The sequence below is a fragment of the Sporolactobacillus sp. PKPK-6 genome (genome assembly GCF_056678885.1).
The window spans coordinates 349,736-364,534 of sequence record NZ_JBWXPA010000002.1; the positions used below are offsets into that span (position 1 = coordinate 349,736).

Sequence of the window (14,799 nt, forward strand, 5' to 3'; positions counted from 1 at the left end):
CGCAAACGCCCGTACAATGATTGCACATTGAAGATATATAGCGTTCGAAACCGCATTCAACTGCTCGATGTCGAATGTAATTCCAATCATTTAAAGCTTTCTGAGTGATTCTGCTAGGCATGGTATCACAGAACATTTTGTGACAAAAAGACCGTTCATCCGCGAATTACTGCGAATAAACGGTCGATTTAACAATCAGTGTATTTATTGATGCGGGTGCACCATTTCTTCAGGCTTAACATAGGCATCGAACTCTTCACTGGTGAGCAGGCCAAGTTTCAGAGCTGCTTCTTTTAAGCTGATGCCCTCCTGATGGGCGAGCTTTGATATTTTCGCTGATTTTTCATAGCCAATTTTGGGATTCAAGGCAGTAACCAGCATCAATGAATGATGAAGGAAATAGTCGATTTTTTCCTGATTTACTTTCATCCCTACAGTACAATGAATCGTAAACGACTGCATGACATCAGTCAATAACTTGGCAGATTGAAGAAAATTGTACCCGATAACGGGCTTGAATACGTTTAATTCAAAATTACCCTGGCTCGCTGCAAATCCAATCGCTGCATCATTCCCCATAACCTGGACGGCAACCATTGTAACGGCCTCGGCCTGGGTAGGATTTACCTTGCCGGGCATAATGGAGCTGCCCGGTTCATTTGCCGGGATCTCTAATTCGCCGAATCCGCAGCGCGGTCCGCTCGCAAGCCAGCGCACATCGTTGGCAATTTTCATTAGATCTGCCGCGAGTGCCTTTAATGCACCATGTGCCGCCACCAACGCGTCATGGCTGGTCAGCGCATGAAACTTATTATCCGATGCATAAAACTCTTTGCCAGTCATAATGCTGATTTCTTTCGCGGCCTGATCACCAAATTCCGCAGGTGCATTTAAGCCGGTTCCAACAGCAGTCCCGCCGATTGCTAAGCTCTTTAAATGATTTAGGGTTCCTTCGATGAGTGCCTTCGATTCTTTAAGCATGAACGCCCATCCGCTGATCTCTTGACCTACGGTGAGCGGAACCGCATCCTGCAAATGTGTACGACCGATTTTAACCACCTCGGCGAACTCCTGCGATTTTGCGTCAAGTGTAGCCTTCAGCTCGTCCAATGCCGGCAACAGTTGATTTTCAATCGCTTGTACGGCAGCAATATGGAGCGCAGTAGGGAACGTGTCGTTTGAGCTTTGCGCTTTATTAACATCGTCATTGGGATGAACGCGTAGGTCACTGTCTTTATCCTTCAACAGTTGATTTGCGCGATTGGCAAGCACTTCATTCATATTCATATTTGATTGCGTGCCGCTACCGGTTTGCCAAACGACAAGAGGAAACTCATCATTCCATTGTCCTGCAATTACTTCATCAGCGGCAGCTGCAATTGCCTCTGCTTTCGCTGTATTCAATGTTCCCAGTTTTTGATTTGCCAATGCTGCACTTTTTTTTAAAATTGCGAACGCATGAACAATTTCCAATGGCATCCTTTCCCAGCCTATTTTAAAATTATCCTTACTTCTTTGTGTCTGAGCTGCCCATAAGCGATCAGCCGGCACCTTAACTTCGCCGAGTGTGTCATGCTCCAGTCTATATTCCATGAATTTGTCTCTTCCCTTCCATTAATTCTATACTCAGTGTCACATAAATTACCTGATTTGTGAAATACCAATTATTAATCATTCACATTTCTGTTCATTAAGTAAAGCAGTATCGAAAAAATAAAACACATATTACGTTTATCTGTCGTAGTGAAACAGAGAAAAGACAGTTATAATAGTCAATGGAGGGATGAAGATGACGAGAAACAATACCTGTCCGCAGCCGGAACACTATGGAGACGCGACCGTACCGGCTTTCGGTTATGAACTCATAAGAAATTTACTAATTCCCGAACTGCTCGGCAAGGAAACGGCATCGATCCTGTATTGGTCGGGACGTAAAATAGCACGTCAATATCCGCTCGACAATGAGCAGCAGATTATTGACTTTTTTGATCAAGCCGGATGGGGCGTTTTGGAGCAAGTGAATAAGGAAAAAAATAAAATGACTTTTGAATGTAGTTCTCCGCTCGTTGAATCGAGAATCAAAGATTATTCGGATTCAAGCAGTTTTGCATTAGAATCAGGGTTTATTGCCGAACAGATACAGCGGCAGACCGGCTGCGTTGCTGAGAGTTATATGGAAACAAAGACCGGACGTCAAAAGAAGGTAATCTTTCTCATTAAATGGGATGTAAAGGATCCGGTTGGTACAGAAAATTAATGGTTGGCAATGATCTCAAATAAACAGCACCTCAGGGAATGAAACCCTTGAGGTGCTGTTTGATTAACTTCTAGCAAAACAGTTTACTTATATGCAGTCCACATCTTCAAACGAAAGTATCTAAGAAAAACCGGGCGAAAAGCGCCCGGTCTTTAATCTCCAGCCATGTGTGATTGGTTTGTGTCATTACAGTGTTGAATCATCGCTTCGGTTGCTCGCATCAACTGAGCGCGACCGCGGGCGCACCGCGAGCCTCCTCAGACAAGCAGAAATCTGCGGGGTCTCGCTGGCACGCGATCAACAGGGCCGCACCCGCAGGCGTCTCGCACCTCCGCTTTGATTCTCGGTCAAGGCACTGGTTTATTCGTTTAAATATGGGGTAAAATCTTATACTTTCTTTACTTGTAAAAAAAGCAGGCGGGCTGCCTGCTTTTAAAAGCCGTAATTTTTATAAACTCATGGATTCCTCTTCTGCCAAATGAAAGGTTTCATGAAGGGTATCGAGCGCCAGCATCAGTTTATTTTCATCAATAATCGTTGAGACTTTGATTTCCGACGTACTGATCATCTTGACCTTAATATCCTTTTCAGCTAAGGCATGAAACATTTCTGCCGCGACACCTGGATTTGATGCCATACCCGATCCGACAATTGAAACCTTGGCAAGTTCGGACTCAAAGATCATTTTATGATATTCAAGTTCTGCTTCCTGAGCGCGCAGCACGTCAAGTGTTTCATTGAGTACATCATGATCAACAGTGAACGAAAGACTTGTTCTTGCTTCATCGAGGACGTTCTGAACAATGACGTCAATGTTAATATGTTTCGCCGCAATTGCATCGAACACGCGCGATACCGCTGCTACATTATTTGGAAGTCCAAGCAGCGTCACCTTCGTCACATTTTTCTCAAAAGCAAGTCCTCTAACCGACTTTGTCTTCTCCATTGACACTTCCTCCTTAATTACCGTACCCTCTTCTTCGGAGAATGATGAGCATACGACCAGCTCAAGATGGCTGTTCTTCGCATACTCAACAGCGCGCGGATGTAGCACACCAGCTCCAAGATAGGCCATTTCAAGCATTTCGTCATAACTGATTTCCTTCAGCTTTCGCGCCTTTTTCACGTAGCGCGGATCTGTTGTAAAGACCCCGGTCACATCCGTGTGGATCTCACATCGCTTCGCACCGAATGCCGCTGCAATCGCCACAGCTGAAGTATCCGAACCGCCTCTGCCCAGCGTTGTGATTTCGCCGTCCTCTGTCACACCTTGGAATCCGGCCACAATCACAATCGATCCTTTCTTCAACTGTGGACGGATCAATGAGGTGTCAATTGACGAGATCTTCGCACTTTCGTGAACTGCTTCCGTTTTGATCCCGGCTTGCCAACCGGTAAATGATATTGCATGATAGCCGCGTTCGTTCAGAACCATGGACAGCAATGCGATGGTTACCTGCTCTCCTGTCGACAAAAGCACATCCATTTCCCGCTTTGACGGCCGATCGGAAATCTCTCCGGCCATTGAAACAAGTGTGTCCGTTGTTTTCCCCATTGCTGAAACAACCACAATTACTTGATTACCGGCCTCTTTTTTCTTAATAACTTTATCCGCTACCTTCTGCAACCGTTCCACTGACGCAACTGATGTTCCGCCAAACTTCATTACCGTTAAAGCCACTGCACTCGCTCCTTTAAACTATGACCGGCATTATTATCTTCGCTCTTTCCGGATCCTCTGTAATGAAGACACGGGATCACTTGATAAGAACGTGCTCCTCATTATTCGTTATCGTCAGTGACAAAAAGAACAGCGAGAGATCCCCGCTGTTGAACAGTCAATCGTTTTTCAACATGCTGAGATAGTTCTCCACACTTTTAAAAGTAATTTTAAAAAAGTATGACAGCCCTGCACTTGTTCAGTGCAGATCCAGCCCGGAACGATGATGAAGTCGTTCCGGCTTCGGCAGGTTTCCCTTTCCGCCGCGGTCAATGAATTCCATCTTTCTCGCGCGGCTTACTAATGAAGACTGCTCCTCTATCACTTCAGATATTTGAAAATTAAGTTACGGAAATTATAACAAACCTAGCGAACCGAGACAATACCCTTTATTGCTCCGTGTCCAAATAGTTTCTCATTGATTCAGCCACTTTTTCAGGTAATCCGGCTTCTTGCAATTCTTCTCGGCTTGCTTCGCGTATTTTTTTCATCGAACCGAATTTGCGTAGCAGCATTTGCTTACGCTGCCTGCCGATTCCCGGAATGTCGTCCAGCAGAGAGTGAATCATCGATTTCGCGCGGACCTGTCGATGGAAAGTAATAGCGAATCGATGCACCTCATCTTGGATACGCTGCAACAAGTAAAATGCTTGACTGTTTCGCGCCAGTGAGACGAGCTGAGGAGGTTCGCCGATGACAAGCTGTGATGTTCGATGCTTATCGTCCTTCACAAGTCCGGCAACAGGAACATAGAGGCCAAACTCATTTTCGAGCACGTCAATCGCTGCGGAAAGCTGCCCTTTACCCCCGTCAATCAGAATCAAATCGGGCAGCGGTTTGCCTTCTTTCAAAATGCGTGCGTAACGCCTGCGCACAACCTCGCGCATCGTCGCATAATCGTCCGGTCCATTTACTGTCTTCACACGATATTTCCGGTAGTCATTTTTCTTTGGGCGCCCATCCTCGAACACAACCATTGCTGAAACCGGATCGGCCCCTTGGATATTCGAGTTATCGAACGTTTCAATGCGGCGCGGTGCCGGCATGTCCAAGGCTTCTCCAAGCTGTTCAACTGCTCCGATCGTCCGCTTCTCATCACGCTCGATCAGGGCAAATTTTTCCTTAAGTGCGATGCCGGCATTTTTGACCGCCATCGCAACAAGATCTTTTTTTCGTCCGCGCTGAGGTTGAAGGACTTCGGTTTCCAACATCTGTTCAATCAGGCTCTTATCGACCGAATTCGGGATCAGAACTTCTTTCGGCTTAATGTGATTTTGATGGCTATAAAATTGACCGATAAAAGTCAGGAAGTCTTCCTCAGGCTCTTGATAAAATGGGAACAGTGACACCTTACGCTCAATCAATTTTCCTTGGCGCATGAAGAACACCTGGACACACATCCATCCTTTGTCAAAGGCGTAGCCAAAGACGTCGCGATCATCCAAATCATTAAAAATAATTTTTTGTTTCTCCATTACCGTTTCAATATTGCTAATCTGGTCACGCAGTTCCTTCGCCTTTTCAAAATTGAGCTGTTCGGAGGCTTCAAGCATTTCTTCTTTCAGGCGTTTTTTCACATCCTGGTAACCGCCATTGAGAAAACGCGTAATGTCATCGGCCATTGACTCATAGGTTTCTTTCGGAATATCGTAAACGCATGGTGCCAAACACTGCCCGATATGATAGTACAAGCAGACTCGGTTTGGCAAAGTGCGGCATTTGCGCAATGGATAGAGATGATCGAGCAGCCGCTTCGTCTCGTTTGCGGCAGTAACGTTTGGATAGGGACCGAAATACTTGCCGCTCTTTCGATTCACCTTGCGCGTAATAATCAGCCGTGGGTACTTCTCAGTCGTCAGCTTAATAAATGGATAGCTCTTATCATCCTTCAGCATGATGTTGTATCTCGGCTCATACTTCTTGATTAAATTGATCTCGAGCAGCAGTGACTCGATTTCTGATGAAACAACAATATACTCAAAATCAGCGATATCCGCAACGAGCCGCTGCGTCTTCGCATCATGGGAACCGCTGAAGTAGGAATGGACGCGATTGAACAGATTCTTCGCTTTCCCTACATATATAATCTCTCCTTGAGTGTTCTTCATTTGATAGCAGCCAGGCTGCTTCGGAAGCAAGCTCAGCTTTTCTTTTATTTTCTGATTGACCATCAGTTATCGATCATCCTTTGTTTCTTGATTCTTGCATACTATCTTTTATTATCTAAGAGATCAGAAAAACATTCAACTTTTTAGAGTCCGGAACAAAAAAGGACAGTGGCGAAAAAATAAGCGCCTCTGTCCAAGCTTAGATCTATTCGTTTAAAAAATAGTCATCAGAATAGGAATTTCAATCATACTGAGGAGCGTTGTTTCCGTCACCATTACGGCCGCATAGTCCGAATCTGCATGATACAATTCTGAGACAACCGGGGCATTCGTCATGACCGGCATCGCCGACTGCAAAATAAAGACCTCCTTCATGAGTGCGGGCATCGGTGCCGGCAGCACCAACAGGGTCATAATTGCAGGTGCTGCAACAAAACGGCCGATCAGGACACCAATATTGTCCTTATTAAGACGGAGTTTGCTCAGACCCGCCTGATGAATCGCAATACCAATAAAAATCATCGATAACGGAATGGTGAGCCCGCCGATATAGTTAAAATCGGACATTAAAAAAGCGGGCAGCTTCACATGCAGAAGAACCAGAATAACACCTACTATAAAGCCAAGCAGCGGCGGTGAAAAAATTTTACCGAGCGTTTGCTTCCAACTGATTTTGCTTAGATAGTTTCCATCACGTTGAATCAGGTAGACACCCAGTGTCCAGAAAAAAGTCGTATTGGCCATATAAAATACAAGAACATAGGGAAGACTTTGCTCACCGAACAGAGCAAGATTAACAGGCAGACCGATGAAAACCGTATTCGAGTTGCAAAACATTGATTTGAACAATCCGCTATGATTTTTCTGAACAGAAAAGATCTTAACTGCCCAAAATGAGATGGCGAACAAAATCAGCATCGACAGAATCGGGAAGCGCAGGTTCGGCAGTAATTCAATTAATTCTTTACTTGTAAAATGGTTGGTAATTGTGCTAATCATATAAGCAGGAAGCGCAATTTGCGTTACCAATTTAGCAATTAATTTACTTGTTTTTTTATCAAACCAGCCGCGATGAGCCAATACATAACCCACGCTGATCATTATAATTATGACTAAAATCCCTTGAATGCCTTGAAAAAAGGTGCCCACCTGAGTGCCTCCACAACTGACATGCGTCAACTATTCACTGTCATTTTTTACTTTCTTGTATCAATGAGCATACCTCTTAGCCAGAATCATAGTCAATAACTATTTTAAAAATTAAAACAATAATTTGTGACAGTATATTGTCAATGGTTTACAAGCCGGCATGCTGATCAGCGCACGAAAAAACCGGGCGTCGCCGCATATAAATGCGATACGTCCCGGTTTTCCATGGATTTCACTATATTTTTTACTAATCAATCAGCCGATATGCTGTTTGATGCGTTCAGCAAGGGCTTCTTTCGGTTGGAAGCCGACAACTTTGTCAACCACTTCGCCGTCTTTGAACAAGAACATGGTAGGAATACTCATAACTCCGTACTTGCTTGCTGTCGCTTGATTTTCATCAACATCCAGCTTTACGATTTTAAGATTATCTGCTAATTCGGAATTCACTTCTTCCAGAACAGGTGCCATCATTTTGCATGGTCCGCACCAAGTAGCCCAAAAATCGGCTAAAACAAGTCCCTTTGAAGTTTCATCCGCAAAATTTGCATCGTTTACCTGACTAATTGCCATTACAGAAAGACCTCCTCAAATAGTTCAATATGCTCTATGTCACACAGTATAGCATGTGCCAACACGAGATTCCATTATTCAGCTTGGCGCACACATTACTTGAATTCAACGACCGTCACGCCGCTGCCGCCTTCACCCTGGGCACCGAGACGCGACGCCTTCACACGCGGGTGGCGATCGATTAATTGAGTGACACCCTTGCGCAGTGCACCGGTACCCTTACCATGAATGATCGAGACGCGTGCATAGCCTGCAAGCAGCGCTTCATCCAAGTATTTCTCAACCTTCAGCATCGCATCTTCATAGCGTTCGCCGCGGAGGTCAAGTTCCGGACGCACCGTTTGTCCTGAAGTACGCACATTAACGACCGGTTTAACCTTCTTCTCTTCTTTAACTTTTTTCAAATCGCTTGCTTTGACATTCATTTTCAAGATACCGGCTTGTACCAGATATTCTTGATCACCGATTTTATTGACAATGTATCCGGTCTGACCGAAACTGATAATCTTTACTGCGTCGCCAGGCTGAAACCCAGATACCACTTTTTGAACAGGCTTCGACGTATTGGACGAATCTTTTTGTTCAAGAGAATCCAGCGCATGCGCCAATTTGGTCTTTGCGTCAATGAGTTGATGCTCCTTGACCAAGCCGTTATTTTTAAATTGGTGCAGCTCATTTATAATTTCCTCTGCCTCGCGCCGTGCATCTTTAAGCGCCTGCTCCGCTTTCTCGCGCGCTTTCTTCAGAATGTCCTCTTTTGAGCGTTCCAATTCATTCAAGCGCTTAGACAAATCTGCTTCTTTTGCTTCTACTTCAAGCTTCAGATGACGTGCTTTTTCTTCCTCCATCTCGGCAGCTTTCCGATTCTTTTCCAATGAAGCGATCATCTTATCGACCTGGTTGGTCTCGCGGCTGATCTGGAGTCTGGCGCCGTCAATAATATCGGCCGGTAAGCCTAATTTCCGTGAAATTTCAAACGCGTTGCTTCGTCCCGGAACACCGAGAAGCAAGCGATAAGTCGGGCTCAGTGTTTCCACATCGAATTCAACACTAGCGTTCATGACACCCGGCCGTTCATATGCATATGCTTTTAGCTCGCTGTAATGGGTCGTACAGACAATTGTGGCTCCTTTACCATAAACGGCATCGAGAATCGACATAGACAAAGCTGCACCTTCCTGAGGGTCAGTTCCTGCACCCAGCTCATCGAAGAGAACAAGGCTGTTAAAATCGACCATCTTCAAGATTTTAACAATGTTCGTCATGTGTGACGAAAAGGTACTGAGACTCTGCTCAATCGATTGTTCATCACCAATATCAGCAAAGACTTCGCGGAATACACTCGCTTCCGATTCTTCGTCAACCGGTATTTGAAGCCCGGATTGTGCCATGAGCGTAAGCAAACCAATCGTTTTCAACGATACCGTTTTGCCTCCGGTATTCGGTCCTGTGACAATTAGTGCATGTGTGTGCTCGTCAAATACAACATCAATCGGGACAACTTGGTCCTGATTAATCAATGGATGACGTGCTTTCTTCAGACGGATAATGCCGCTGTCATTCAGCTTTGGACGTGTCGCTTTCATCTGGTGTCCGTATGCGGCTTTGGCAAAAATAAAGTCGAGCTGTGCCAATCCCTCAACGTTTTCCAACATCGGTTCGGCAAATTCTGCTGTTTCTTCCGAAAGGACACGCAAGATCCGCTCAATTTCATGCCGTTCTTTTGCCCGTGCTTCACTGAGCTGATTATTTAAGTCAACGATCGCTTGTGGTTCAATAAATAAGGTTGCACCTGAAGCAGACTGATCATGGACAATACCGCCGAACGATCCGCGATATTCCTGTTTGACCGGAATTACCTGACGATCATTACGAATTGTAATAATCTGTTCGGAAAGCATTTTTGCTGTTCCACTCGAACGGACGATACTCTCCAGTTTCTGCTTCACCCTGCTGTCACAGGTTCGGATCTGGCTGCGAATATGACGCAAAGCCGGACTTGCCGAGTCCATAACACCGCCTTGATCGTCAATTGTGCTACGGATTTTCCGTTCCAGGCTGCCCGGAGGATCAATCGAATCTGCGAGTTCCATCAAAATTGGAAGTTCAAGTTCTCTTTCCTCGATCAAATCCGTAATAAAATTTTTCATCAGACGGGCGCCGCGAATGGTGTCGGCAATATCAATCAGTTCTTTTGCCTGAAGAATACCGCCTATTTTGGAACGTTTCAGCGCTTGACGCACATCAGTAATACCGCCAAAAGGTACAGATCCCCTTAATCGGAGTACCGTTGCTCCTTCATCAGTTTCCTCCTGCATTCGTTTAACTTCATTCAAGCTGTCTGCAGGCGTCAGATCCGCAATTCGGTTTTTTCCTAATGAAGAAGCTGTATAATGCATTAATTGCTGTTTGATTTTTTCATATTCTAGAATTCTCAGTGCATGTTCATTCACAAATAACATCTCCCTCTATCTGAGGATGGTCATCATTCAAAAGGCCTTTTTATTCTTAAAAAAGTCCATAAGCCGATCTGTCGGCCAAGTATTAATAACGTTCTGCGGCTCGATGCCGGCACGAATAGCCGTCTCAACACCCAATTTCATGTCTTCCATCATTTTCAGCGAGTGGCTGTCCGTATTAATCGCGATTTTCACGCCTGCCTCTTGCACCTTGCTGAGCCACTCTGAAGATAAATCCAATCGGAACCGACTGGCATTCAGTTCAAGAGCCGTTCCGGTTTCCTTAGCTAATTCAATCAACCGACTCACATCAACAGCATATCCGTGACGTTTTCCGAGCATTCGTCCGGTCGGGTGTGCAATCAGACGAACATAAGGATTTCGACAGGCGTTCTCCAAACGCTTCATAATTTGCTTCTTATCCTGCGAGAAAGAAGAATGGATGGATGCAATCACAAAGTCCAGTCTGCTCAGAACTTCATTTGGATAATCCAGTGATCCGTCAGGCAAAATATCCATCTCAATGCCCGAGAAAAGTGTAAAATCATCATAATGCTCATTAATCTTCTTTACTTTTTCATTTTGTTCTAATAAACGTTCTGAACTTAGCCCATTTGCAACACGAAGCGACTGAGAATGATCGGTCAGACATGCGTAGAGATAACCTCTTGAGCGCATTGCTTCGGCCATTTCAGAGATCGTATGCGATCCGTCGCTCCACGTTGAGTGCATATGAAGATCGCCTTTGATATCCGATAACTTTATTAAGTTCAACGGTCCCTTTTTCGCAAGATCCAATTCAGATTTTCCTTCTCGCGCTTGTGGAGGAATAAAAGACATGCCAAAGTAGCGGTAGATATCTTCTTCGCTTTTAAAAGTTTGCACGGAACCGTCTTCCCGTTCAATCCCATATTCGCTGATTTTTTCGTTGCGTTCCTTTGCCAATCTACGTAAAAGAACATTGTGCTCCTTGGATCCGGTAAAGTGTAGCAGCATCGATGCATAGATTTCCTGTGTCGCAAAGCGAAAGTCGATGGATACTTGATTCGGATCATCAAGTTGCACCGTCATTTTTGCATCACCTTGCCCGACAACCTCATGAATCGGCAGTTTCTCAATAAGCTGTCGCGACACAGCCTCAGGATCAGCAGTCTCAATCACAAAATCCAGATCCTTCATTTTCTCTTTTGCTCGTCTGAGGCTGCCTGCGTGCGCAAAACGGCTTACCGTTTCGATTGAACACAATACACGCTCGACTTTTTCAGCCAGATCAAGCATATAAGGGATTGGCAGTTCTTTCGGCCGATGAAGCTGTTCATTCAGTGATTGCAACAGATGTTCTTCCGTTTTTTTCCCGAATCCTGCCAATTGGCTGACTTTCCCCTGCTCGCAGGCATCTTTCAATGTATCACGATCAACAACGCCGAGCTCTCGATACATTTTCCCAATCTTTTTCCCGCCGAGTCCAGGCAAGCGAAGAAGATCGAGCAAACTATGAGGTATGTCTTTTTCAAGTGCCAACAAGACAGACGACTCGCCTTGCGCCATTAATTCCTCAATGACCTGCGCCGTTGATTTACCGATTCCTTTAATTTTACTTAAATCACTCATTCCTGCCATCGAACGCGGATCATTCTCCAAGGCAAGACCTGCGCGATGATAAGCAGCGACTTTAAATGGGTTTTCACCCTTTATTTCCAGATACAGTGCAATGGTATCCAGCTGATTTATAATTTGCTTTTTATTCACAATCTTCACCTTTTATATCGTGCAAATGAAAGCCCTGTTTTCTTAGCCCACCCAACCTGCGAATGCGACCCACATCTCTTTTAACATATCTGAAAAGTAGGGGGTGCTCGTAATCATTGATTGTGCCAGCGTTGATTGATCAATCGCCGATTGAATTCCGCCGACCGGTGTCAGTGAACCGGCGTACAGCAAGAAGAAAATAATCAAATAGGCTTCAACGAAACCAATCAGCGCTCCGCTCAAATGATTGACAGAACGAAGAATCGGCAGTTCAGCAAGGAAATTCAGCATTGAACCTAGGATTGTCAATACAATCTTTGTGGCGATAAATAATATAATAAAAGCGATCGCCCGATAATAAGCAGTCTGCAAATCCATATTTCCGAGGAATTGAAACAGATCACTTTGAGAAGCCGACGAAGGGAATGGAATCCAAAATTTCAACGTTCCCGCAAGCGGCTTAAAATAAATCATCGCAATGATATAGGCAACGACAAAGCCCGCAAGATGCACCAATTGCAAAATCAGACCGCGACGAAATCCATTAAAGAATCCGGATGCGAGTATGATCAATATAATGAGTGTGAGAAGCATAAGATCGATCCCAACTTTCTTTCCTATGTAAAATGAGCACCGTCCCAATAAAACAAGGCAAACGTTGACACTTTTTAGTCTTATCATATCAGAAACGGCGGCAGATGAAAAATGTGAGTATCTGTCGATTCGCCGATACTAAGAACCGTTTTTGTGAGGTTTCATTGTGATTACAGACCATCAGGTATTCATCACAATGATTCCATTCATGATCAATGATCAGCCTGTCTTTGCACCAATCAAATATCTCCTGTAAGTAACCAAAAAGGATGACAAAATTGTCATCCTTTTTAATGCCATATAACCTTGTTTATTTCACAACTTATTTACCCGTAGTAATCGTATCCTTTGCCAAGGTATAAATCGTTTCCCCTTTTCCGAAAACGGATTCCCAATCGGCAGTGAAATCAGTGACCGCTTTATTGATGGCCGGCATGCCTAAAGCGGAAGCCAAAATATCCGCGCTCATGGTCGCTGCCTGAGCACCCACTTCAAACGCTGTATTGACCTGACCGACATTTTTAAAGCTGGCGGCAAGAATTTTTGTGCGGCTGCCTGTTCGTTCAATGGCTTTAGCCAGTTCTGCTATTGATGCTTTGGCATCAATGTTCATGTTTTCCATCCGGTTGAAATAAGGGGCAATATAATCAGCACCTGCCTGGATAGCCAGATAGCCTTGAAATTTCGTATAGATTGCTGTTGCGGTAACGTTTACATTTTCTTGTTTCAAACGTTTGATGGCAGCCAAACCCGCCTCGGTTACCGGAACCTTGATGTACACATTGCGATCCACATTTTCTAACACGGTATGTGCATCCTTGATCATGTCTTCCGTATCTTCCGAGACAACCTGTACATGAAGTGTTGCCTGATCGCCAATGATCGACCGAACCGTTTTTAAGTGCGTGAACAGATCAATTTTGCCTTCTTTTTTAACAATTGACGGATTAGAGGTCACCCCGGCAAGTGGAATCACCTTAACATATCTCTTAATTGCGTCCAAATGAATCGTATCAAGTAGAAACTCCATATCGAACACTCCCTTTTCAGTATTTGCACATTTGTGATCTTATTATCCATCTCTAATGATTACGCTTTCATCGTAGCATGAAATGAATTATGAATACATACTCTCACATATTTAATATTCTTCTGTGCATAATAAATCCTGATAATAAGCGATTTTTTGGAATAAAAAGCAGATATTCATGCACATATGTGCACAAGTCAATCATAATCGTGCTATTTTTATAATCGCTTGGGCAGTTTCACTATCCGTTATAAGCGTGTTCATATAGGGAGTCTTTAGCAAAGCATGAATAGACGGCACTTTGTTTAACGAACGTGCCACACCAATTGAGTAAGGTACTTTTGCCAACAATTCCGGATCAATTCCGATCGTACGATTATAGATGCTCTCCTTCAGAATGTGTCCATCCTCATCAAAGAATCCGCAGCAAAAGTCGCCAATTGCTTGATGATTTGCCAAGTTATGATTATCCACAACCGTTAAATAATCACGCCAGCTGCTTTCTTTACTGTTCAATGGTCCGCCAGTGCCAAACATAGCGATGTCCAGTTGCTCCCAATAGGACTTAATCTCCTGAAAATCATGTCCATTCATGATCGCATCGCGCAGCATTTTGGAATCTTGAATGGCTCCCGCATTAATAAAAATGCTTTCTCCACCAAAATGCCTGGCAAGATCATAAATAATTGCGTTCACATGATAGCGTGAATTCACATGGCTCGGCCCACCAACAACAGGGACAAACGTCGCATTTGTTTTTTTGACTCCTTTCAGCTTGCCGATCATGCTTGCAAGTGAGGAACCCCAACTCAATCCGACCGTTTCTCCACCTTTGATCAGCTGCTTTAAATAAAAAGCCGCTTCTTCAGCCAGTTTTTCATCCTTTTCGGTTTCCGTATCATTCCGGCTCGTTGAAATGACCACAACCTCTTTCATGTGAAAAATCTTTTGCAGTTGAGACTCGAGTTCATAAATTTCAGGATCAAAATCGTGGATCTGAATAGCGACAATGCCCTCGGCTCTCGCCTGAGTCAACATGCGGCTGATGCTCGTCCGGTAAATGTTCAGTTCCTTCGAAATCTCGCTCTGCGTCTTGCTCTTAATATAATAAAGATAAGCGATTTTAGTTAACAGACGCTTTTTATTATTTTCCACAGTAC

Annotated in this window: 11 protein-coding genes and 1 riboswitch; of the genes, 1 reads left to right on the forward strand and 10 read right to left on the reverse strand. The window is 44.4% G+C overall.

The genetic code is table 11. The features are described 5' to 3' along the window. Positions 1–204 precede the first annotated feature (204 nt). The gene (fumC, locus tag AC1MBV_RS12645; protein WP_255745684.1) at positions 205–1,593 is read right to left on the reverse strand and encodes a class II fumarate hydratase; all 1,389 of its coding nucleotides are present in this window, start codon (positions 1,591–1,593) and stop codon (positions 205–207) included. A 196-nt stretch (positions 1,594–1,789) separates the two neighbouring features. Here fumC and AC1MBV_RS12650 point away from each other — a divergent pair, with 196 nt between their 5' ends. After that, positions 1,790–2,257: a YslB family protein gene (locus tag AC1MBV_RS12650; RefSeq protein WP_255745687.1), complete on the forward strand. Its 468-nt coding sequence runs from the start codon at positions 1,790–1,792 to the stop codon at positions 2,255–2,257. 448 nt (positions 2,258–2,705) lie between these two features. Here the strand turns inward: AC1MBV_RS12650 and AC1MBV_RS12655 are convergent, their stop codons facing one another. From AC1MBV_RS12655 to AC1MBV_RS12695, 9 genes are all read right to left on the reverse strand, one after another. Further along, complete coding sequence (locus AC1MBV_RS12655) at positions 2,706–3,938, reverse strand: aspartate kinase (RefSeq protein WP_255745690.1); 1,233 nt, start codon at positions 3,936–3,938, stop codon at positions 2,706–2,708. 174 nt (positions 3,939–4,112) lie between these two features. Beyond that, a riboswitch (Lysine riboswitch) is annotated at positions 4,113–4,306 on the reverse strand. Positions 4,307–4,366: 60 nt separating this feature from the next. Then, entirely contained in the window at positions 4,367–6,148 is a 1,782-nt protein-coding gene (gene uvrC, locus AC1MBV_RS12660; RefSeq protein ID WP_480948425.1) for an excinuclease ABC subunit UvrC, read from the reverse strand. A 150-nt stretch (positions 6,149–6,298) separates the two neighbouring features. Next, on the reverse strand, positions 6,299–7,234 hold the full coding sequence (locus AC1MBV_RS12665; protein WP_255745696.1) for an AEC family transporter: 936 nt from the start codon (positions 7,232–7,234) through the stop codon (positions 6,299–6,301). Between the two features lie 255 nt (positions 7,235–7,489). Next, positions 7,490–7,807, reverse strand: coding sequence for a thioredoxin (trxA, locus tag AC1MBV_RS12670; protein ID WP_253058713.1), 318 nt, complete (start codon positions 7,805–7,807; stop codon positions 7,490–7,492). 95 nt (positions 7,808–7,902) lie between these two features. Next, the gene (locus AC1MBV_RS12675; protein ID WP_255745698.1) at positions 7,903–10,260 is read right to left on the reverse strand and encodes an endonuclease MutS2; all 2,358 of its coding nucleotides are present in this window, start codon (positions 10,258–10,260) and stop codon (positions 7,903–7,905) included. A 36-nt stretch (positions 10,261–10,296) separates the two neighbouring features. Next, entirely contained in the window at positions 10,297–12,024 is a 1,728-nt protein-coding gene (polX, locus tag AC1MBV_RS12680; protein WP_480948426.1) for a DNA polymerase/3'-5' exonuclease PolX, read from the reverse strand. A gap of 33 nt (positions 12,025–12,057) precedes the next feature. Continuing rightward, complete coding sequence (locus AC1MBV_RS12685; protein ID WP_480948427.1) at positions 12,058–12,609, reverse strand: CvpA family protein; 552 nt, start codon at positions 12,607–12,609, stop codon at positions 12,058–12,060. Between the two features lie 322 nt (positions 12,610–12,931). Beyond that, positions 12,932–13,639 carry a fructose-6-phosphate aldolase gene (locus AC1MBV_RS12690; RefSeq protein ID WP_255745706.1) on the reverse strand — a complete coding sequence of 236 codons (708 nt, stop codon included), beginning with the start codon at positions 13,637–13,639 and terminating at the stop codon, positions 12,932–12,934. A gap of 201 nt (positions 13,640–13,840) precedes the next feature. Beyond that, a complete protein-coding gene (locus AC1MBV_RS12695) occupies positions 13,841–14,794 on the reverse strand; it encodes a sugar-binding transcriptional regulator (protein ID WP_480948428.1) in 954 nt (317 codons plus the stop codon). Positions 14,795–14,799: the final 5 nt, after the last annotated feature.